This window comes from Coxiella endosymbiont of Amblyomma nuttalli (assembly GCF_018107685.1).
Taxonomy (GTDB): Bacteria; Pseudomonadota; Gammaproteobacteria; order Coxiellales; family Coxiellaceae; genus Coxiella.
The window spans coordinates 644,056-667,716 of sequence record NZ_CP064834.1; the positions used below are offsets into that span (position 1 = coordinate 644,056).

Below are 23,661 nucleotides of genomic sequence, written 5' to 3' on the forward strand. Positions count from 1 at the left end.
GGTTTTTCGATGATATTTAGTTTGAACGTCGGTAAAAAATCATAATGCAGATTCTCTTTCTAGCAGTATCATTATCAGTGAGGTGGATAATTTGTAATAACTGCTTATAAAAATTGAAAGTTGATGTGTGATTTTTGCTGTTTGATTACCTTATAATGCTTCCATAAGTTGGAATTAATTAAAGGGTCGTAAAATTCATCAAATTTATAGACAAAAATAAATTTCTAGTCGAAAATATGATGAACACCCCTTAATGATTTATATTATGAGGACACGAAATTCTCTGTGTTGTATAGATATCCAACTATTTTGACAAAAATTAGTAACTATGATTTACCAACATTCAGTAAAATTGAAGCTATCTAGGAGTGAAAAAAGATCTACTATTGGCGCATCTATTTTATGCTATTTACTACACCAATGTTCTAAAAATCTAATCCTTGATTCCTTGGTTAATAAACAATACTTCCAAGTTTTACTCCTTAACAAGTGGTCATTTCTGATTCAAATGTACACGTTTGGATTAAAACCATTAATACATCTAGAGTGCAGTGATTTTCAAAATTACTAGTTGGCCTATTTTATGATGGTTATTCCAAAACAAAACTTCAAATTTATTCTGTATTTTCTATTAAAACAGCGAGTAAAGTTTAGTTTCCTGATTTTAACAGCTATTTTTTGGAGTATTAATGACACAATTTATCCCTATTTTTTAAAGCGTATTATTAATACCGCACGAGATTATCAAGGTCCTCCCTCTGGAATTTTTCGAGCCGTCTGGTTTTTTTCAACATTACTCATCGTATTTTGGTTACTTAATGAATTTTTATTACGAATGCAAGGAATCGTTTCAATTTATACTTTTCCTCAATTTCGCGCCAATATTCGCGAAGCTACATTTGACTACGTCAAATTACATTCGCATCATTATTTCACCAATAATTTTTCCGGCAATATTGCAAAAAAACTAGCTGATTTACCGATGAGTTGTCAAGCTATCATGGAAATTACCTGCTTTACATTTGTCACAACGGCAATTGGAGCGCTCATTATATTAGGTATGATGTGGTATACTAAGCCTCTGTTTGCATGGATTATTGTTACTTGGTTGATCTTGCACCTCGGCTTAACGTCAATTCTGATTCATTTCGGAAATAAACGTTGGGAAAAGCATGCAGATGCAGTAGCGATACTAAGCGGGAAAATGATTGACATATTAATGAATATCACGAATGTTCGTTTGTTTGCCCGTAGTCATTTTGAATCACAGTATCTCAAACATTTTCAGAAAGACGAAATTATCAAATCAAAGAAAGCCATGTGGTTAGTTGAATACATACGCATGGGCATGGGAACTAGCGGATTACTTCTCGTTTTCGGAATACTTTTTACTCTTTTGTATAGTTGGAGCAAAAGAGGAATAACATTGGGCGATTTTACTCAAATTTCTATGCAGTCTTTTTGGCTTTTAGGATGGGTTTGGTATGTTAGTTATCAGCTTACGGTATTTATTCGGGAATCAGGAACCGTTAGTAACGCAATAGGATTAATTAAACATCAGCATGACATTATAGATAAACCTAATGCTAAAACGTTCGTGCTTAGTCGAGGTGAAATTTTATTTAACAACGTAGATTTTGCTTATTACCAAGATCAATGGATATTTAAACGATTAAGTGTTTTTATACCTTCTGGGCAGAAAGTAGGTCTAGTAGGCTTTTCTGGTTCTGGAAAATCTACTTTTGTAAATTTATTGTTACGGTTTTATGATATCCAAAGTGGAAGCATCTCAATTGATCATCAGAATATCGCCGAAGTTACTCAAGATTCTTTACGTCAATATATTGCTATGATTCCGCAAGATCCCAGTTTATTTCACCGTAGCTTAATGGAGAATATTCGTTATGGAAACTTAGAAGCTAACGATGAGGAAGTTATTCAGGCGGCTAAACAAGCCTACTGTCACGACTTTATTATGATGTTAGAAGAAGGTTATAACACATTAGTAGGGGAGCGAGGTGTCAGACTATCAGGTGGTCAACGGCAGCGTATTGCTATTGCACGTGCAACGCTAAAAAACGCGCCGATACTATTATTGGATGAAGCAACTTCATCACTAGATACAATTACTGAGAAATTAATTCATGATAGTCTTTCGAAATTAATGCGAGATAAAACAACTATTATTATTGCACATCGACTTTCTACATTAACAAATGTAGATCGCATTCTAGTTTTTGATAAAGGAAAAATTATTGAGGATGGATCGCAACAAGAATTATTATCCCAATGTGGTCATTTTTCAAAATTATGGAATATGCAATCTAATGGATTTTTACCACTTTGTAAAAAGTCCGAAAAATTTATGGGAATAGTTCGTAAAAGTATGCCATAAAAATCGCTGAAGAGTAAAAACATGTTGAGATCAGTGTACCGATCCGATCATAGTGCGAAAGTTGTCTTCTTCCGCTTGTTTATTTACTTTCATGTACCTCGAGCTTATCTTTGGTACATACTAGATAGGCGCTTGTGTATTAAATCAAATAATTAGGTCAAAAGATATCTGAGCTAACTGTAACTCTCTCTATATTTCGTTTAAAATAACTACGCAAGCTGAACAACCATATGAACATTACAATTGGTTCGGAAAAGGTATCACTAAAAATAAAATTGCTATAATTTGACTTATCAGTCGAGTATAGCAGCATTATGAAGTACTAAATAAGATACCATAATATGATATAAAAATATAAAAACCCCACCCATAATCATAACATAAGTAAGATATAAGCTGACAGAGAAAATCAATCATTAGAAACAATAAACAATGGCTAAGCAGCAACTAAAAAAGAGAAAGAGGCATAGAGTTGGCAAATATACCTTGCATGTTAGTTGTTGTATGTTAATTATGGATGGTTATTGATAGTTAGAAAAAGAGATCGACACAATTAGGTAAAATACTACTTACTATTTTAACAATTTGTTATTCGGCAACATACCGTCCAGACTAAATAAAATACACTCACCCTCTAGCATCACCTACAGCATGTCATTCTTAAGCCCTAAGTCTGTCTTACTCGTTAGCTTACCTGAAAAAATATATAGTAGCAAAAAATAGCAAAAAGACACCGTACGTATCAATGCTAGATAACCAACTATCCATATAGTTCGACACGAAAATACATCAGCAATCAACTTAAATATCTCACTGTAGTGTTTGTGAGTTATATTTTCTATCGATGACAGTCTATATTTCGACATCCACGAAAAATTAAGGTAATAACCAAGTAATAAACGACATAAAATATGGCACAAATAACAGAATCATTACACAAGTACCCCCACCACACTGAATTTTGGTAACCAGCTTCACATACTACATCTTGCATTTCTCTTTATAAATAATTTCAATGTAACATAGTATATCTATCTACATTATCCTATTATTATCCCACTATCTCACTATCCCACTATCTCACGAACAGAATTTTATAACAGAATTTTATTAATCTCGTTAACCTTGCTCTTCATGGAAACTCTGGATTTTTCATCCTACACCGGATGCTATTATTATAGAAAATATATAGAATAATCAATTTATTAGCAAAATATTTCCATTCATTTCTTTTTTTTTTAATTTTTAAAAAAATCTAACCTAATCCTCTTAATTTGCTTGAGAGATAATACCATCTGGTAGCATTCTATCATCAAAAGGTTAATATCCAAAATTGCGATAACTAACAAATTTTTTGCACTTAGTTTTCCAAGAATAAACTTAAACTAATAATTATAATTTTATCTGTAAGCGTGCCGCTATTGTAACCCCATGTTACTTGATCATTAATTTAATAAACACCAACAACTGTGAACAGTAATAGCAACAATTCAACGAAGACTTGTAACCCAATATGATTGGGAGCAAATATAATGCAGCCCTAACAAATAAGTAATGTAGGTGGTTACCTGTTGTAGAATGGGTCGTGACAGATTCGAACTGTCGACCAACGGATTAAAAGTCCGCTGCTCTACCGGCTGAGCTAACGACCCTCACTCAGATTTACATACTTATAAGATCAGCAATAATAACTATTTTTAGTGAAATATCAAGAGATAACTCTAAGTAATCGATTAATGAAAAGTTATGGTAGTATGATCTTGTTATTATCGTTCATAATGAGCCAACAGTCTGTTTTAAAAAAACATCGAGGCATGAGCAGAAGCAATCAATGGAAACACTATCTGGTTGATGGATTTTATAACCAAATTTTGTAACCAAAACACAACCTAATGAAGGCCCTACTTTCATTTAACTACATGCGAAAGATAAAGCATCATATTATCATAGTTTTTGATTTAGTATATCTGAACGAAGCAAATTACCTCATCCAGAATCCTTATAGCAGGATTCCTGTAGGAAAATAATTCGTATATCTTTTGGTAATGTTATTGTTTTCGGATGAATACTATATGAATCATCAACAAAAATGTACCTATACAAATAGCAGTATCAGAAAGATTGTATGTGGCGTAGTGCCAATCTTTGATATGAAAATCGATAAAATCGACAATATATCCCAAACGAATACGATCAATGAGATTACCTAATGCACCACCGATCACCAAAGAAAGTCCAATAGCTATCACATAATCTGAACGACGTATACGTATTAACCAAGCGATAAGCAAAGTAGCTATAGCCAAAGAAAGTGCCGCAAAAAAATAGATTTGCCAACCGCTTTCAGTGCTTAAAACACCGAATGCAGCACCGGTATTATAGTTTAATGTAAAATTTAAAAAAGGAAGAATTTTAATAGATTCACCTATCATACAATGGTGAATAATCGCATATTTCGCGCTTTGATCAAAAGCAATCATTAACATACTCAACCAGAACCATGATGATGCTTTTTGCGTTTTTTTTGTCATTTAATATTCACTTAAGCAAAATTCCGTACTTCTCCATCAAAAAATATATTGTTTACACAACGTTCACACAAATCCGCATGCTCTTCAATATATCCCACACATGCTCGATATTGCCAACAACGGGCACATTTTTCAAATCGAGCTACTTTGATTTCTAACGCTAAACCTAGAAGATTAGTCTCACAAGCCGTCCTACTCTTTTTTTCTATTGCAAAAACTTTAACTTCTGAGGTAATTAAAAAAAAACGTAACTCATCACCTAATTTTGTAATCACCGGATATAGTCTTTCATCTGCATATATTAATACTTCAGCTACCAATGCAGATCTAATTCTTTTTTCATCGCGAGCCATTTCTAGTGCTTTATTCACTTCATTGCGTACTTGAAAAAGTAATTTCCATTGCCGAGCTTCTTCTTCAGATAACATCACTGTTGGAAGATCAGAAAACCAATGTGTCAAAAATACCGAAACCTCCCGATTGCCTGGCATAGACTGCCAAATTTCATCTGCTGTAAAACTGAGGATGGGAGCTAACCAGCGGACAAAAGCTTCTGTAATATAATACAATGCCGTTTGTGCTGAACGACGAGGTAAACCATTTGTTTTGCTGGTATAAAGTCTATCTTTAATAATATCTAAATAAAAACTCCCCATTTCCACTGTACAAAAATTATGAATCATTTGATATATGATAGGAAAACGATAATGCTCGTACGCTACTATAATTTTTTCTTGTAATTGTCTCGTAGTAACGATTGCCCATCGGTCTAACTCAACCAGCTGTGTTAGTGCGACTTTGTTTTTTTCTACATCGAAATCATATAAATTGGATAACAAAAACCGTGCAGTATTGCGAATTCGCCGATAAGCATCGGAAATACGACCTAAAATTTCCATGGAAGCATTAATTTCTACTGTATAATCCATCGAAGCTGCCCATAAACGCAATACATCTGCCCCCATATTTTTCACAATTTCTATCGGCAAAATAACATTACCAATTGATTTGGACATTTTTCGACCTTGACCGTCAACTACATAACCGTGCGTTAATACTGTTTTATAAGGTAATTCGTCGCGAATGGCGAGTGATGTTAATAAAGATGATTGAAACCAACCGCGATGCTGATCCGATCCCTCTAAATAAAGGTCTGCCGGCACACGTGATTTATACTGTTCTTCCAATACACAAAAATGAGTCACACCAGAGTCAAACCAAACATCTAAAACGTCAGTTACTTTTTCATAATAATCAGCCTCCTTATCCAATAACATTTTGGCATCCATATCAAACCAAGCATCAACACTGTTTTTTTCAATTAACTGTGCAACCTTTTCCATTAATGCTGGTGTATCAGGATGTAATTCACCGGAGTTTTTATGTACAAATAGAGGAATAGGAATTCCCCACAATCGCTGTCGTGAAATACACCAATCTGGTCGGTCAGCAATCATTTTACTAATGCGGACTTTCCCCCACGTTGGAATCCATCTTGAATTTTCAATAGCATGTAATGCCATTTTACGTAATCCTTTTTTATCCATACCAATAAACCACTGTGGAGTGGCCCGAAAAATTAATGGTGTTTTGTGTCGCCAACAATGCGGATAACTATGCTGAATCATTTTTGAATGGAGCAAATGACCATTATTCGCCAGCATAACAACAATTAGTTCATTTACTCTAAACACCGATTGACCGACAATGGCTAATATTCCTTTGGTAAAACGTCCACGTTCATCAACGTGAGTATTAATAGGTAAATGATATTTTTCAGCTACAAGATAATCTTCTAATCCATGCGCTGGTGCTATATGTACATTACCTGTTCCTGTATGAGTCGTTACGTGTTTACCTAAAACGACCGGTACGGTGTAATCAAGAAAAGGATGGTACAACTGAACACCTTCCAGCGCTTTCCCATTTAAATGACCATGTACCTCATAATCATCGACGCTATAACGTTTCATCACGCTGTCAACTAATTCTTCTGCTAAAATTAAATAAGTTGCCAGATTCTGCAATTCACATTTCATTAATACATAATGCAAATTAGGGTTGACAGCCACCGCTTCATTAGCAGGCAGAGTCCATGGTGTTGTTGTCCAGATGGGTATTAATACTCGAGTTTCTGCGTGTCTAACACCAAAAAGTGCTCGTACTTTTTCAGCCTCTACTATTTCAAAAGCGACATCTATCGCAAGAGACACTTTTTCACGATATTCCACCTCTGCTTCGGCCAACGCTGATTTACAAGCAGTACACCAATAAACAGGCTTTTTTCCATAAAGCAAATGTCCTTTTATAACAATTTTTCTAAGTGCACGAATTGTATTCGCTTCATAAAGAAAATCCATGGTAAGATACGGATTTTGCCAATCTCCAAGCACTCCTAACCGCTGAAAATCTTCTTTTTGTAATTTGATTTGAGAAGAAGCATAGTTACGACAGATTTGACGAAAATCATTCCCTGACAAAGTTTCTTCTACCTTCCTCAAGTGTTTTTCAACAATAAACTCAATTGGTAATCCATGACAATCCCACCCGGGAATGAAAGGTGCGTCAAAACCTGCCAATGTTTTCGATTTAATGATTATATCTTTGAGAATTTTATTAAATGCTGTACCTAAATGAGGATAGCCGTTAGCATAAGGTGGGCCATCATGTAAAATGAATTCCGGTTTGCCTTTTCGCTGTTCTCGGATTTGTCGATAGAGATTTAACTCTTGCCATCGAGATAACGTCAAGAGTTCTCGTTCAGGTAAATTGGCTCGCATCGGAAATTCAGTTCGAGGAAGATTGAGTGTATTTTTGTAGTCAGCCATATGCATATCCCCTTTACCTTGAATATTAATGTAGCCCCAACAAGGTAATAAGCACACCAAAGTTCTAAGCCCGTTGCTTGACTTTACATCCTTATCAAGTTTGGATACATCTTAAGATACATCGGAGAATCTTCTTAGACCATTCCATTTTCAAAAATGGAATGGTTAAGAAAGTAGTTTAAAAGTATAGTATATTATAAACATAACACAGTAAACGTTCGCGTTAGTTCTCTTTGTATTTGCCTGAACAATGTTACTGTAATAACACCTTCGTTACATCATTGTTATTTTCACTAACTATAACTAGCACTTGTATCACCTCTAGCTGTCTTAAATGCCCAAACGAAAGCGAATCTTACGCGCTTAGCTTATGTAAATTTCACTTTGTCCACTTCTCTACATCAATTATACAAAACGACAGATCATCAAAACGTCGTAATGAGCAGCATGCAATCTTAAAAAGGTGAGGGTGTGTTTCAGTTAATTTATGATTTCAATCTACGCTATTTATTGTTAATTTAGACAAATTTATGATATATCGTCCTGACTACATGTATGATATAGAGCCAGGAAGTTCTTTCGTTACAATCTATCAAAATGCTGTCAACCACCGATTTTTTGAAAATATTCCTTTGCTTTGAGAACATCTTGGCGCATCTGTTCAAGTAAAGCATCTATCGTCTTAAATCGTGCTTCCGATCGCAGTTTGTGTAGAAATTCCACTTTCAAATAACAGTCATAAATGTTTTGAGAAAAACCAAATAAATAAACCTCTAATAGAGGACGAGTTCCTTTAAAAGTTGGACGGATACCTAAGCTTGCTACACCCGGATAAACTTTATTGTTTAAATAACCACGTACTACAAAAATACCTGATAACGGTAGAACGTCTCGATGCAAATCAATATTCGCTGTTGGAAATCCTAATTCATAACCGCGTTTTTCACCTAGGATGACCTTGCCACTTAATTTATAAGGACCTCCTAACAGAGCTTGAACCAATGATATATTACCGGCTTGCAACGCTATTCGCACCCGAGTACTACTCACACGTTCACCTTCGTAAAGCACAGGCGACATTACAATTGCTTTAAAACGGTATCGTTTTCCTAATCGTTTTAGTACTGCATAGTTGCCTACACGTTTAGCACCAAAACGACAATTATCTCCAACAACAATGGCTTTCACGTATAACCGATCAATCAAAATTTGTTGCACAAAATCATCTGGATGTAAATCTGCTAATGCTTGGTTAAAGCGCAAACATAGCACATAGTCGATTTTCCATTTAGCCAAAGCACACCATTTTTCACGGAATCGCATTAATCGAGCACCTGCTTTGTACTTTGCAAAAAATTCTTTGGGCTGTGGTTCGAAGATAATAACAACGGTAGGAAGATTAAGTTTCTGTCCAAGTTGTTTCAGTTTTGTCAGTAGTGCTTGATGACCTAAATGTAAACCATCAAAATTACCTAATGTTGCCACACAACTATGTAAACGATCCACTAAATTATGTTTTCCACGTATTAATTCCATGGTATTAATCAATATTAACAGGTGGCCGAAGATCGTAAATATTAAGTCCTGAAATACTTAAAGTTACCAGATAGGTTATGAATCCTGATAAAATAATCATCGCCAAATGCCAAACACGCTTGTTGATCGACCATGCTAACCAACAATTCATTTCTCCCGAAAACCATGCAATTATGGAGGCCATCGCAACGTTAGCAACTATTAGTTGAAAAATGAATTTTCTCCAATTAGATACTGGAACATAAATCGAGCGTCGTAATAAAAAATATAATAATAAAATTGCATTAAACGATGATGCTAATGAAGTAGCTAAGGCAAGTCCTGCGTGCGCCAATGAGTGAATGAGTAACGCATTCAAAATAAGGTTGATCCCTACCGTTAGGATTGCGATTTTGACTGGTGTTTTAACATCTTGACGAGCATAAAAGGCTGACACTAAAATTTTAATTAAAATAAATCCTGGAAGCCCTACTGAAAATGCCCACAAGCTTTTACGTGTCATGATAAAATCATGTGCCGTAAATGCACCATGATAAATTAATGTTGCCAATAAAGGACCTGCTAAAATAAATAAGGCGACTGCAGATGGCACACCAATCAATATCGCTATTCTTAAGGCCCAATCCAATATGGCTGTATAGGCTTCAGGGGATTTTGTACTATATTGGCGTGATAAATCTGGTAGAACTACCGTTGCTAATGCAACACCGATAACGCCTAAAGGCAAATAAGTCAGTCGGTCGGAATAATACAGCCACGATATACTACCTACCGGTAAAAATGAAGCAAAAAGATTGTCAATTAATAAACTAATTTGAGTAACTGAAACACCAAATAATGCTGGTATCATCAGCTTTAATACTCGAAGCACACCAGGATCGTTCCACTTCCATTGAGGTATCGGTAAAACTCCTAAACGGTACATAAAAGGAAATTGAATCACTAATTGTAAAATACCACCTATTAACACACCCCACGCTAATACATAAATGGGCGTTAGTGCACAAGGCGCCCAAAACCATGCTAGCACAATCATAACTATATTTAACAACACTGGTATAAGAGCTGGTACTGCAAAACGACTAAAAGTGTTTAGGATAGCACTAGCGAAAGCTGTTAAGGCAATCAATAATGAGTAAGGGGCTGTAATGCGTAACATATGAGTGGCATAGATTAAGCGGACAGGATCTCCTATAAATCCAGGTGTGAAGATCATAATGATTACTGGTGCTGTAATCTCTACAAATGTTACAAATAGCAACAAAGTAGTGCTCAAACCTCCTGCTATGCGATTAATAAACTCGCATATTTCCTCTGTTGTTCGATTAGAGTGATACTCAGATAGTATAGGTATAAATGCTTGTGCAAAAGCGCCTTCACCAAATAAGCGGCGCATAAAATTAGGGATCTTAAAAGCAACAACAAAAGCATCAAAAGCAGGTCCGGCCCCAAAAACACTTGCTAATATTACATCACGAACAAAACCGAGAAGACGAGATATGAGAGTCATACTCGATACGATCAGTGTAGATCTAAATAATTTTCGGCTCATAATTTATTCATTAACCAGTATGATGCCGTATAAAAGGTTTAGGATATCGCAGCCTTATTCTATTGACAAACCTTATATAAAACGTCATAGTGGCGTATTTAAAGCAAAGAACAATTTGAGAAAATGGTGCCAAACTCATCGCAAGCAAAAAGACGTGCCAAACAAAACAAGAAACGCGAACTTCACAACGCAAGTCAGCGTTCAGCCGTTCGTACTGTTATTAAAAAGGTGTTAAAAATTCTCCGGACGGATGATCGCAAAGCAGTACAAACCGCTTTTCAAAAAGCGGTTTGTACTTTAGATAAAGCGTCTGTTCGACGTATCATTCATCCAAATAAAGCAGGTCGACTAAAAAGTCGATTAAATCAGAAATTGAAAAATTTGGTTTGATTGTTGTCGTACTATTTCATGGTTAATTGGAACGATAAGAAGAGTTGGAGGGGGTCAGTTTAACATATAGCTCCCCAATAAGGAGCCAGTTAGATTTATTTAGAAAGATGATGTTTCTAATCCTGACCTCGAATCTTTTCCAAAAATCTCATTAAATCATAACATAATTGTTCTGTTCCTTCTTTTCTGATGGACGCAATCTGATATACAGGCTCCGACCATCCCAACTGCCTGATCATTGTTTGACAACATGTACCTACTTTATCTGCAGGCAGCAAATCAATTTTGCTAAAGACTAACCACTTGGGCTTCGCTAATATGTTCCGGCTGAACTGTTTAAGCTCACCTAAGATCGCTTCAATAGCTTCTACGGGATTTGAACCATCCAGAGGGGCAATATCGACAATGTATAAAAGTAATTGTGTTCGTTCTAAATGTTTCAAAAATCGCATTCCTAGACCCGATCCTGCACTGGCCCCCTTTGTCAAGCCAGGGATATCTGCAATAATAAAGCTCCGAAACTCTTCGACGTGTACTACACCTAAATGAGGATAAAGAGTGGTAAAGGGATAATCAGCGATTTTGGGGGTTGCATTTGAGACTGCAGTAATAAAAGTGGATTTGCCAGCATTTGGTAGTCCTATCAATCCAACATCAGCTAAAAGCTTTAATTCCAGCTTCAGTTCACGCTGTTCTCCTCCTTCACCAGCCGTAGTTTTTCGTGGCGTTCGATTGGTACTACTTTTAAAATGAGCATTCCCAAATCCATGCCGACCACCACGAGCTACACAAAGTTTTTCTTTGGCTCTAATTAAATCTCCAATCAATTCATCAGTTACCTTATCATATACTGTGGTACCTATAGGCACAGTGATCAGTAAATCCTCACCTTTTTTTCCGCTACAAAGGTGTCCCATACCAGATTGGCCATTTTGAGCTCGTAATAAGCGTCTATAACGAAATTTAGCTAAAGTATTTAGTGAATTATCAGCGATGAAATAAATACTTCCCCCGTTACCTCCATTACCTCCATCCGGACCACCATGGGGAGTAAATTTTTCACGACAAAAACTAAGACAACCATGCCCACCATTTCCTCCTTCTACACACACAAATGCTTCGTCGACGAATTGCATGATTTTTAACTCCATTGCATATTCTGATCATAACTGAAGGTTATTTATGATCTTCTGATTATCCTACGTTCAAAGTGACTAATTATCACACACAAATTAAGGGTGATAGCTCTAGATATAACTTAGAAATCGAATCGACGTCGCAGGATAATTTAGAATCTAAGATGAAAACAATCAAACTATGAAGATCAGTCATCTTCAAACGGCTCAATAGAGATAGAATTACGTTTTCTTAGTCCACTGCAAGTAAACTTCACTTTACCTTTAATCAAAGCATATAAAGTGTGATCACGTCCCATCCCGATGTTTTTGCCGGGATGAAAATGGGTACCTCGTTGTCGAACAATAATACTTCCTGCAAGCACATGCTGACCACCAAAACACTTAACGCCTAGCATCTTAGGATTTGAATCGCGACCATTCTTAGTGCTACCGCCAGCTTTCTTATGCGCCATTTATCATCACCTCTACCTATTTTTATCTAGCAGAATATTTATAATTTTAATTGCGGTAAAATTCTGACGATGTCCTATCCGTTTAAGATAGTGTTTACGACGCTTGAATTTAATAACATTGATCTTATATCCACGCCCATGACTGGCTATTTTAGCTATTACTTTTGTGCCCTGTACGTATGGACAGCCAAAATGCAACTTGCCATCAGCTGCCACCATCAATACATTATCAAACTGTACAGTCTGACCAATATTACCTGCCAGTTTTTCTACCTTTAAGATTTGCCCTTCAGTAATGCAGTATTGTTTTCCGCCAGTTTTAATGATTGCATACATCAGAAAATCTTCACAAAATCTCTTACAAATAATCTAAATAACCTAGAGGGTCGTATTCTATGAAATCTTTCAGTATATGACAAGTAAAACTGATACTTGACAGTTTCTACAGCTTCCTCATAGCATGCCAAGTCATGAAAACTTCTAAAACTGTCTTTTTAACCTCTTCCACCATTGAAAACCTTAGGCAACCTGTGGAAAATGACTTTCAGGCAATAGACGCACTTATTTTAAGTGAGCTTTCTTCGCACGTCCCACTGGTTCAAACTATCATTCATCATATTGTGCATAGTGGCGGAAAACGGTTACGCCCTTTAGTAGTTCTTTTGACAGCTCATGCTTGTGGCTACAACAACGGTGTTGAACATCAAGAACTTGCTGTAATTATTGAATTTATTCACACTGCCACTCTACTTCATGATGATGTCATCGACAAATCTGATTTACGTCGTGGCGAAAAGACAGCCAATGCTATTTGGGGCAATCAAGCAAGTGTTCTCGTAGGAGATTTTTTATATTCTCGCGCATTCCAAATTTTAGCAAGACGTAGCAATGTTCCAGTGATGAAAGTTTTGGCCAATACCACTAATCAGATCGCCGAAGGCGAGATATGGCAGTTAATGAATCAGAATGATCCCGATGTTGATGAGAGTATTTATTATGAGGTTATTCGCCGAAAAACAGCCCAATTATTCTCGGCAGGGACTGAAATTGGAGCCATCATTAGTACAGAAGAGGAGTCTTTACGAAAAGCGATGACCGCGTTTGGTTTACATCTTGGCCTCGCATATCAAATTATTGACGATCTTTTAGATTACAGCGAAGATGCTTCTGAACTAGACAAAAATGTCGGTGATGACTTAGCAGAAGGGAAGGCCACACTCCCGTTAATTTATGCCAAACAAAAGACCAAACCAGCACAAGCAAAACTTATTCGAGAAGCGATTAAACAAGGTGGTCTGGATAATTTGAAGATCATCATGCAACTCATTGATGAAACGAAAGCTCGAAAGTATACACAACAATGTGCAATTAAAGAGGCAGAAAAAGCACGAACCCATCTACAAGCGCTACCTCTCTCGATTTATAGAGATGCTTTAGAATCTTTAACGAAATTTGTAATATACCGACGCTATTGACATTGCGATACCTGCAACCATCCAGTAAACTTTCCGTACTAGTTTTCTTCTAATTTTCTTTTTCTCAGTAAGCCTGTTAACGGAAGTAGTTTAGTGATTTTTCTACGAAACGGGGTGTAGCTCAGCTCGGTAGAGCACTGCCTTCGGGAGGCAGTGGCCGGAGGTTCAAATCCTCTCACCCCGATCAAACTAAGCAGGGTTCGAATAAATGGTTACATCCTAAAACCACACGTGACAATCATCAGCATACTTTCTGTTAAACCTTAGGTTATGTTGTCAGAGTCTTTAGATGTTAGCGTCAACAAATTCATTAGCTTTAATGAATAAGTTGAGAGATAGTGAGGCTTTATCCTGGTTGGAAAGAAATATCAAAGCAAGAATCGTGTATTACTAAATAACGTATATCATTAAATAAAAAAGTTACTCCATATAAATAGACTATTATTGGACTGACCAATACAAGGATCTTGAAAGTCTTTATATGGTTGATATGATTGGCATGAAAAAATAGTAGTACGTCAGTGGAGCTTATGAGAAGTGGTCATGATAAATCCTATGTAAGTACACAAGATACATGAGGTGTTAAAAAGTACATTTTAAGAGTTTTATTTTTTAATTGAGAGTTGTTTCAATTAGAAAGAATATATAGAAGACAAGACCATAATTAAGTACTAACTTTTTGACTTTGGATAGTTTTGAGATTTAGGTTTTGATTTTTGACTACTCTTTAACTTAATACAGTCAACGCGATTGTCAAAATCTCCCTACTTTCAAGTGCACTCTATACTCTGAATTATTTTTCTTTGTCCTTAGAAAAAAGCATTTTCCGATTTCTTTGTTTATAAATCAAATTTAAAGTCTATTACTTATTAATTCTCCAAAAATAAACTGTACCATTAATGATCACTATACCTGTTAGTACTAGCGTCATATCGTGACCACTGTATAGAATAGACTTTTTATACCTCTTCTTTTTCGTTATCATGCACAATAAAGTAGCTGTAATATCTTTCAAACTGAATCAAATGAATTTTATCATCTGCAATAGAGCCGTGTTTAGCTTGCCACGAATAACTTGCACTACCATACATACCTTCTAAACTATGACAATCAGATAAAAACTATGCTCGAAAAAGATTGTTTTAGGCATTATACCATCTTTTACTACGAAGATATTTTTGATGATTATTTTAGTTAGGATTTTCTGATTTATACCTGTAATCAGTTTTTTGTTTTAAATCAATAGCAAGTGTTATATATTTTATTTTAATCACCAGTAAACGATGATTCAGCACAAAATTTAATGTCCATAGCACCTATAAATTTTCAATAAATGTTGAATTTGTAGGATATCAATTACTGAATTCGCGCTCTTTTATGGATCATCATTAATCTAAGACCGTCGTAATGAAAATTGTATTGGTTGCATTAAAAAATTAATTAATAATTAAAACATTCAACTTATTTTTATCAAATTTATATTCATCGATATAAAGTAACTTGGTTAATTATAACGCTGATGTTAACATCAATGTTTTGACTCTCTATCTCAAGATAAATAGCTTAGCATGTTCAAAAGAAAAATAACCATTTTAGTCATTGAAGATGAAACTGCGATTCGAGATATGATTCGCTTTTCGTTACCGGATGAATTTGAGTTAACTGATGCGGAAGATGTTAGCAAAGCAATACAGCGATTGTCAGATCGTTTTCCTCAGCTTATTTTACTCGATTGGATGCTACCTGGAAAAAACGGGATAGAATTTATTAAATGGATTAGAAAAAAAGAAGAATTACAAGATATTCCCATTATTATGCTGACCGCTAAAGCGGAAGAAGAAAACAAAATTAAAGGCCTTATTACAGGTGCTGATGATTATATCACGAAACCTTTTTCCCCAGATGAATTAATTGCAAGAATCAGGGCTGTATTACGTAGAGGATTATTAATCTCACTATCGCACGAAATTAAATACGGTAATATCGTCATTAATACAGCAAAAAATATCGTCACCATTCAAAATAAAACTGTTGCACTTTCTCCAACCGAATATAAAACGCTTCATTTTTTTATGAAGCGTCCTGACAAAACTTATACGCGTGACCAATTAATTACTTATATTTGGGGTGCAAATAAGTATATTGACGATCGTACTGTAGATGTACAAATACGACGACTACGTAATAAATTAAAAAAATATGATCATCATCACTTAATAAAAACTATAAGAGGCACTGGTTATCAATTTTCGACCCATGATACATATGACACAAAAGAGTGATAAATTAAATTTAAGCTTTCTACCAAAAGCAGTAAGGGAACATATTAATCAACTTGAGCGTATTCGCAGCGATTTTGTAGCTAATGTCTCTCATGAGATTCGTACACCATTGACAGTAATTCGTGGCTATTTAGAAATACTACTGAAAAAAAAAGACAAAGGCATTAGACCCTATCAAAAAATTTTAGATCAAATGTATCAACACAGCACTCGAATGGAAGCAATTATTGATGATCTTTTATTGCTGTCTCGCCTTGAAAGCGAAGATTATTTGCCAGACGAAATGATCAGCGTTGATGTAGCTAAGATTTTAAAAACGTTATGTATGGATGCAGAAAGAATCAGTGGAGAAAAACAGCATATTATTAAATTACGAGCTGATCCCAATTTATGTATCAATGGTTCCGAAGAAGAATTAAAAAGCTTATTCTCTAATATTGTTATTAATGCCATAAAATATACACCAGCCAAAGGTTGTATAACCATAACATGGTTTAAAGATAACAGTCGTGCCATATTTAGTGTTTTAGATACAGGTATTGGTATTGCTAAAGAACATATTCCCAGAATTACTGAACGATTCTATCGTGTCGACAGAGCACGTTCACGTGAAAGTGGCGGAACAGGTCTTGGTTTAGCCATCGTGAAGCACGTATTGATGCGTCATCATGGAGATTTATACATCGACAGCGAGCCTAGTAAGGGTAGTACCTTTGCTTGCAAATTTCCCTTACCAGTCACAAATAAATCTCATTGATGAAACCTTTATAAACCACTACAATACTAATATGCTCTAAATAAATACCACCTTAAGATCTACTCATAGCTACTGATCAAAGATTCGCTAATACCTTAGTTATACCCGTATAATGGGCGTTTGATTCAAAAAAATTTTACGATGATTAAGTAAATTTATCATTAAATGGTATTATGACAATAATATGTTTTACTGCGACGAGCAGCTTTAGAAAGCTATCTTTTTTCATCAAATTAGTGAAGACTGTGAACTTCTAGTTTCAAATTAGTGGAGTTATTACCAAATATACAGGTGGTATTCATTTAGATAAATATTTTGGATAAAATAGAAGATACCTCATATAGCTACTATAAAAATACATGTATGAATTCTTTTCTACTAAATAAACTAGGGATGTTGCTAAGCAATGGCACGTTAAAATCAATATCACTTTATATTCCGTCCTTCACTGTACTAGATTTTCGTTTTTATTTTGCTTATGTAATCGGAACCAACTTTGTTGTTGGCTTTCCTGCTTTTTCAATCGCTATTTTCCAACCTATGCACGGCGTTCACCAGCTTGGAAACATTAATCTTAGCTTCATATTAATTACTGCATTTACAAAATTCCCAATCTGGGTAGATTAAATTTAAGTCCAATCTTTCTGTCACTAAATTGTCATAATAGAATGTTAAAGTGTTTCAAACACTACAACCTTATAACCACAATGAGGATGCCATCTATGGAAAGCAATCAAGCCTGTGATTTATCAATTAAAATGCTCGATGAACAAAAAATTAGCCGACCCCACTGGCACATAGTAATCACCGCAGGAATGGGATTTTTTACAGATGCTTATGATCTATTTATCATTGGTATTGTGACTGCTCTACTAACCTCTTTCTGGCACTTAACCGACGCACAAATTGCTCTTCTTAACGGCGCTTCACTAGCCTCAGCTGCTTGCGGAGCAGTGATTTTTGGTTCGTTTGCAGATAAATTTGGTCGAAAGAAAATGTATGGTGTGGAAGTGTTCATTTTATTTATTGGCGCTCTTCTTTCGGCAGTTTCCCCCTCATTCGGTTGGCTTTTGGTTTCGCGAATTTTAGTAGGAATAGGTATTGGAGGTGACTATCCAACCAGTGCTGTGGTTGCCAGTGAATATGCTAATCGAAAAAATAGAGGATTCCTAGTGTTACTCGTGTTTGCAATGCAAGCGGTAGGATTAATTATCGGACCGCTTTTTGCTTCTTTATTAATGTTTTTCAATGTCCCTAATTATCTTGTTTGGCGGATTTTGCTTGCTTTTGGTGCAATTCCTGCTGCCTCCGTCTTTTATTTACGGAGAAAAATAGCTGAAACGCCGCGCTTTCTACTTAGCAAGTCACCACTGGAAGTCAGCCGTGTAGTAAGCGATTTAGCGGGTCATAAGGACAATGCTGCTAGTACCACCACTATCCACACTCCACAAAAATTGTTTTCTCCTAAATGGATTAAATGTTTGATCGGAACAGCTGGTGCTTGGTTTTTATTAGATGTAGCACTGTATGGGAACGGTGTTTCCTCTGTGCTTATTATGAACGCCATTAATTACCATGCTTCGCTCTTAAATCACACGTTATTATCGGCCCTCATTTTTCTCTGCTTTGCTGTACCTGGCTATGTCTTCGCTGCTATATATGTTGATAAAATTGGCCGGCGATTTTTACAAATAACTGGCTTTACTATCATGGCCTTATGTTATTTAGCCATCGCATGCATCCCCAGTATTCGGGATATCCTACCCTTATTTATAGGTATATTTGGCATAAGTTTCTTTTTCATTAATTTTGGACCTAATGCTACTACCTTCTTAATTCCTTCTGAGATTTATCCTACTCCTATCCGTGCTAGGGCTCACGGTTTATCCGCTGCTATTGGTAAAATAGGAGCATTTATGGGTGCCTTCTTTTTGCCATTATTATTAAATAACAAGGGGTTACCTATTACAATGATTTTTGTTTCTATTGCCTCCTTGCTAGGTATCTTTGTTACTTTTTTCGTACCAGAAATGAAAGGTATCTCTTTGGAACGAACTTAATCCATAGAATTTGTATCGGTCCATATTTTTATTAGTCTGAGAAGATTGTATTATGCCCTTCAGAATTTGTATAGATAACCAAAATTGCTCGAGGAGCGACTAGAATGGACGCGACAAAATATGGTACAGTATCGCGCACCTTTTATCTACGTGGTGAACTGCTTGTAGAAAATCAAAAACTGACGGTGGGTGTTACGCTTTAGGAATTTATATTGCACTTTGCTGGATGATATTATCTGGGTAGGGAATCATGTATTCTTCGTAAAGTCATGATTACGGAAACTCATGGTTTTTTATTTTTTGACTAGCGGTGACATCAAAGAAATACTAGCATATTCCAGAGGATTTGATGAAGAAATGTTTTTCGTTAGGTTAAAGGACAAAATGCGCTAGAAAAATGGTGTCGTTTTCCAGGATGCCTTATGATGGGAGAGGATATACCTTAAATTTGCTTGTCGTGCTCATGTTCATTTTTAGGAGAATATTGAAAACAATATTGGGATAAAATGACCATGTTAGTTGTCTTCTCTTGGAAATTTATTGGTGTCGGCGGATTTATTATCGAACTGTTGTTTTTCTTCTTTCTGGAAAGAAATAAGTTTCCATCCATCTAGTGCAATCTTTTTATGATTTGAGTAAAATACATTTTTAAAAATGAAAGTGTAAAAATGAAAGTGGTATTTGTTCTGATTTTTCCTCCGATAAATACTGCAGGGCTGTAGGGCATATATAACCGAGAAGTATTGTACGGATTTTCCTACTGGAAAAAAAACTATCCCTTTGAAATTATTATCTCTTTTTATCAGTTGGCACTTGCTCTATTAATCGCCATCTCATTTGAGGAAATCATCAAATAAGAAATTTTCCTTTCTTCAATCGACAATAAATATCATTACTAGAATTACCTACTAGAATTACCATCTGCAGCGCATGCAGATTCTCGATATTCGGTTTAACAATTTTAATCGATACTGCCAAATTACTAAAATATTATGGGACAGGCAAGACTCCTCTACTCGATTCATACTAACAATTTCTTTCTATGCAGTTTTGTCGCTGCTAACAAGTATCTTAATTGTAGTGATGTCTCAGTTGTAGTGGGGCAATACCGTACCTCATTCATCGGCTCACTGTATTTTGCAATGTAATTTCTACAATCACTAGCGGATGGTCTTATAAACACAATCATCTGACTTTTGTTAGCAATTATTTAAATATTGGCAAACACAATATTCAGAGATCGGTGGATCATTATAGATATCTCATTATAATCTGAAATAACCCAGCAATACCAGTGTCTCAATCTATGCCCGATAGAAATTGGGGAAATCCATATTACCGTGCCATCATAAAGTCGGCTAATAGACCAAACTTAGCCATAAGTAACGAGATCGACCCGCCAGTAATGAAACAACTACTACCTAATTTTCACAACTTATTGTAATCAATACCATTTACTAGTGTTCAGTACCTAAGTAAAAACTTCTGAAAACCTCACAAAACAGGTCGCAAAATTAAGAACGGACAACTATCCTAAATCGACAATAATTTCATTAACAAGCTAATGCTAATCATAGATGTAGTCACCCATTTATTACTAATATCTCCTCAGAAGGCAAATCTTTTTTTGGATTTATTCAAAAATAATAAAAATTGAGCTATCATCTTTTTTATAAGCATAGGAACGATCCAGAAAACATATATCTAACCTACCACCTATTATGCATGAAAAAGAATTTATTTCCTACTATACAAGCATTTCAAGCATTTGTCATAAACAGGTATAGCCTCTTGTTGAGTAAGGATCGCTGGATAGCAATCCTACAAATCTGAAAGACGTGGAAAGTATAGTATAATTATCAATAAAATAAATAAATTATATATCAAAAAATTATAAATTTTTTTATAGTACAAATTGTTTTAATAATTACAATTACTTTGCTGGTAATTCGATAATTTATATACTTTATACACAATCGTTAAGCATAATTTAATTTCGGGTTCATTATTGATAAAGTTACCTGTCTGATATATGTAATGCTGGGTTACGCAATTGAAGAAGTTGTTATACAATTAGACAATGTTATTCATTTCAAAAACTGCTTTGCACATATTAATCACAAATGATAGAATCCGCGCATGGAATTTCTTATAAGTTATGGCCTCTTTTTAATTAAGCTGCTCAGTGTTGTTATCACTATTTTGGTAATTTTCTTTGCTTTCTTTGGCTTTATGATCCATGCCAAAGGGAAATTTAAAGGCAAACTCGATATCTACAAATTAAATGATAAATACGAAGCTTATTATCGTACTCTTTCTCAAGCTATTAAAAAAAAAAATGGACCTAGGCTACAACTAAAGCAACAAAAAAGAGAAAAAAAAGCGCAATTAGAATCAAAAAAGCCTAAGAAACGCATCTTCGTGCTTAATTTTCATGGTGATGTTCGAGCTTCAAACGTAGTTGCTCTATGCGAAGAAATTACAGCGTTGTTGACCGTAGCTAGAAAAAAAGACGAAGTCCTCGTTCGTTTAGAAAGCAGTGGGGGAATGGTCCATAGCTACGGCTTAGCTGCTTCGCAATTGCAACGGATTAAAGAGGCCAATATCCGTTTAGTTGTCGCTGTCGATAAAATTGCTGCGAGCGGTGGCTACTTAATGGCTTGTGTAGCTGATCATATAATTGCTGCTCCTTTTGCGGCTATTGGTTCTATTGGTGTATTAGCTCGACTACCTAACTTTCACCGTTTCCTGCAAAAAAAATCCATTGACTTTGAACAAATTACTGCAGGTGAATATAAACGGACACTGACTTTATTCGGTGAAAATACCGACAAAGATCGAGAAAAAGTGCGGCAGGAAGTGGAAGAAATACATGCTTTATTTAAAACCTTTATTAAACAGCATCGTAAAGTGGTTGACATTGATCGAGTGGCGACAGGAGAATGTTGGCTTGCTTCTCAAGCCATCCATCTAAAACTCGTTGATGAACTGAAAACAAGCGATGATTATTTATTGACAGCAAGTCAGCAATATGTTCTTTTCGAGATGCAATATAAATTAAAACGCCCATTAGGCAAGCGACTCTCGCAAAGTGTGGGTCAAATTTATGATAGGCTTGTGAATACCTCTGAGCTGTTCAGATAGACGATCTCACGAAAATAAAAATGAGAGAGAAAAGAGGCATGGAAGGAGGCGCCATCCATCACAGCTTATTTTTCAATCATTTCTTTGTTCAAGGTAAAATGGTCGCTATGTATGGACATAATCGTCATCACCCAATGCCCCATCGTTTACTAGGGTGGGCGGTTTTTTTAACTTTAAGCTTCGCTATCATCGAAGCCATCGGAGGATATTTTGCTCATTCATTGGCTCTGCTTGGAGATGCTGGACATGTGGCATCCGATGCGCTGATTCTAGGTGTTACTGCCTTTGCTTCTTGGATCGCGCTTCGCCCTCCTTCTCACAGACACAGCTACGGTTTTGGACGAGTTGAAGTCATCGCTACATGGATTTCCAGTTTGCTACTGTTTATGATCTCCATCGCCCTCATTATAGAGGCAATCGAGCGAATCCATCAACCAGTAGATGTTCATAGTATACCAGTTATGGTTATCGCTACATTTGGTATTTTATTAAATCTTCTGATCGCAAAGTTTTTATCTCATACAGAAAGGTCTCTAACTGTTCGTGTGGCCTTGTTACATGTCATCAGCGATATTATTGGCACATGTGTGACTCTTCTTTCTGGAATTATTATTTTTTTTAGTCAGTATGCTGTCATTGATCCTCTTCTTTCTATTAGTATTGGTGTTTTAATTGCGTTTTCAAGTAGTCAATTATTATGGGAATCTATGACAGTTCTTATGGAAGCAGTACCTGCTCATCTTAGTATTAAACAAGTTTCACACACCATTACTCATTCAAAAGGCGTAACCTCTATTCATGACGTCCATATTTGGACTCTCTCATCAGGAGTAGTAGCTCTGTCTGCCCATATCACGATTAAAAATCCCGCTGTTTGGGACGAATTACTCCTCGAGTTAAAATCAATATTAAAACATCAATACCATATTGATCACATCACATTGCAACCAGAAGTCAATATCGAAGAATGTAATCCTTGTTATAAATAATAAGAGAATGACGATAACCTGATTTACCAGCCAGTGTTTTTTAAACTGACAAAATAGATTTGAGCTCTTGCTAAGGAGTTACCTAGTATATTTTTTGCTATTAGGTTACTCCTTGTGCGTTCTGCTATTTT

General features: G+C 35.7%; 15 protein-coding genes and 2 tRNA genes. 9 read left to right on the forward strand and 8 right to left on the reverse strand.

The genetic code is table 11. The features are described 5' to 3' along the window. Positions 1-586: 586 nt before the first annotated feature. The gene (locus CEAn_RS02360) at positions 587-2,395 is read left to right on the forward strand and encodes an ABC transporter ATP-binding protein (protein WP_211923628.1); all 1,809 of its coding nucleotides are present in this window, start codon (positions 587-589) and stop codon (positions 2,393-2,395) included. Between the two features lie 1,579 nt (positions 2,396-3,974). Here the strand turns inward: CEAn_RS02360 and CEAn_RS02365 are convergent. The 5 genes from CEAn_RS02365 to murJ all read right to left on the reverse strand — a co-directional run bounded on the left by CEAn_RS02365 (position 3,975) and on the right by murJ (position 10,842). Next, positions 3,975-4,047: transfer RNA gene (locus tag CEAn_RS02365), tRNA-Lys, on the reverse strand. A 396-nt stretch (positions 4,048-4,443) separates the two neighbouring features. After that, the gene (gene lspA, locus CEAn_RS02370; protein ID WP_211923629.1) at positions 4,444-4,926 is read right to left on the reverse strand and encodes a signal peptidase II; all 483 of its coding nucleotides are present in this window, start codon (positions 4,924-4,926) and stop codon (positions 4,444-4,446) included. 11 nt (positions 4,927-4,937) lie between these two features. Further along, on the reverse strand, positions 4,938-7,754 hold the full coding sequence (gene ileS, locus CEAn_RS02375; RefSeq protein WP_211923630.1) for an isoleucine--tRNA ligase: 2,817 nt from the start codon (positions 7,752-7,754) through the stop codon (positions 4,938-4,940). 603 nt (positions 7,755-8,357) lie between these two features. Continuing rightward, positions 8,358-9,290, reverse strand: a complete 933-nt coding sequence (ribF, locus tag CEAn_RS02380; RefSeq protein ID WP_211923631.1) for a bifunctional riboflavin kinase/FAD synthetase — start codon at positions 9,288-9,290, stop codon at positions 8,358-8,360. 4 nt (positions 9,291-9,294) lie between these two features. Next, entirely contained in the window at positions 9,295-10,842 is a 1,548-nt protein-coding gene (gene murJ / locus CEAn_RS02385; protein WP_211923632.1) for a murein biosynthesis integral membrane protein MurJ, read from the reverse strand. Between the two features lie 126 nt (positions 10,843-10,968). Here murJ and rpsT point away from each other — a divergent pair, with 126 nt between their 5' ends. Continuing rightward, entirely contained in the window at positions 10,969-11,232 is a 264-nt protein-coding gene (gene rpsT / locus CEAn_RS02390) for a 30S ribosomal protein S20 (RefSeq protein WP_211924166.1), read from the forward strand. Between the two features lie 116 nt (positions 11,233-11,348). Here rpsT and cgtA read toward each other — a convergent pair whose 3' ends face one another. The 3 genes from cgtA to rplU form a co-directional block, all read right to left on the reverse strand. Further along, positions 11,349-12,368: an Obg family GTPase CgtA gene (gene cgtA, locus CEAn_RS02395; protein WP_211924167.1), complete on the reverse strand. Its 1,020-nt coding sequence runs from the start codon at positions 12,366-12,368 to the stop codon at positions 11,349-11,351. A 188-nt stretch (positions 12,369-12,556) separates the two neighbouring features. Beyond that, positions 12,557-12,823, reverse strand: a complete 267-nt coding sequence (gene rpmA / locus CEAn_RS02400; RefSeq protein WP_211923633.1) for a 50S ribosomal protein L27 — start codon at positions 12,821-12,823, stop codon at positions 12,557-12,559. Between the two features lie 12 nt (positions 12,824-12,835). Next, positions 12,836-13,159 carry a 50S ribosomal protein L21 gene (gene rplU, locus CEAn_RS02405; RefSeq protein WP_211923634.1) on the reverse strand — a complete coding sequence of 108 codons (324 nt, stop codon included), beginning with the start codon at positions 13,157-13,159 and terminating at the stop codon, positions 12,836-12,838. 134 nt (positions 13,160-13,293) lie between these two features. Here rplU and CEAn_RS02410 point away from each other — a divergent pair, with 134 nt between their 5' ends. The 7 genes from CEAn_RS02410 to CEAn_RS02440 all read left to right on the forward strand — a co-directional run bounded on the left by CEAn_RS02410 (position 13,294) and on the right by CEAn_RS02440 (position 23,530). Further along, complete coding sequence (locus tag CEAn_RS02410) at positions 13,294-14,298, forward strand: polyprenyl synthetase family protein (RefSeq protein ID WP_211923635.1); 1,005 nt, start codon at positions 13,294-13,296, stop codon at positions 14,296-14,298. A 110-nt stretch (positions 14,299-14,408) separates the two neighbouring features. Further along, positions 14,409-14,482: transfer RNA gene (locus CEAn_RS02415), tRNA-Pro, on the forward strand. 1,384 nt (positions 14,483-15,866) lie between these two features. Continuing rightward, on the forward strand, positions 15,867-16,580 hold the full coding sequence (locus CEAn_RS02420; RefSeq protein WP_211923636.1) for a response regulator: 714 nt from the start codon (positions 15,867-15,869) through the stop codon (positions 16,578-16,580). Beyond that, complete coding sequence (locus CEAn_RS02425) at positions 16,564-17,337, forward strand: ATP-binding protein (RefSeq protein ID WP_211923637.1); 774 nt, start codon at positions 16,564-16,566, stop codon at positions 17,335-17,337. The genes CEAn_RS02420 and CEAn_RS02425 overlap by 17 nt, the downstream gene beginning before the upstream one ends. Before the next feature lie 722 nt (positions 17,338-18,059). Next, the gene (locus CEAn_RS02430; RefSeq protein ID WP_211923638.1) at positions 18,060-19,397 is read left to right on the forward strand and encodes an MFS transporter; all 1,338 of its coding nucleotides are present in this window, start codon (positions 18,060-18,062) and stop codon (positions 19,395-19,397) included. A gap of 2,139 nt (positions 19,398-21,536) precedes the next feature. After that, positions 21,537-22,541: a protease SohB gene (gene sohB / locus CEAn_RS02435; protein WP_211923639.1), complete on the forward strand. Its 1,005-nt coding sequence runs from the start codon at positions 21,537-21,539 to the stop codon at positions 22,539-22,541. Between the two features lie 20 nt (positions 22,542-22,561). After that, complete coding sequence (locus tag CEAn_RS02440) at positions 22,562-23,530, forward strand: cation diffusion facilitator family transporter (protein WP_244670046.1); 969 nt, start codon at positions 22,562-22,564, stop codon at positions 23,528-23,530. Positions 23,531-23,661: the final 131 nt, after the last annotated feature.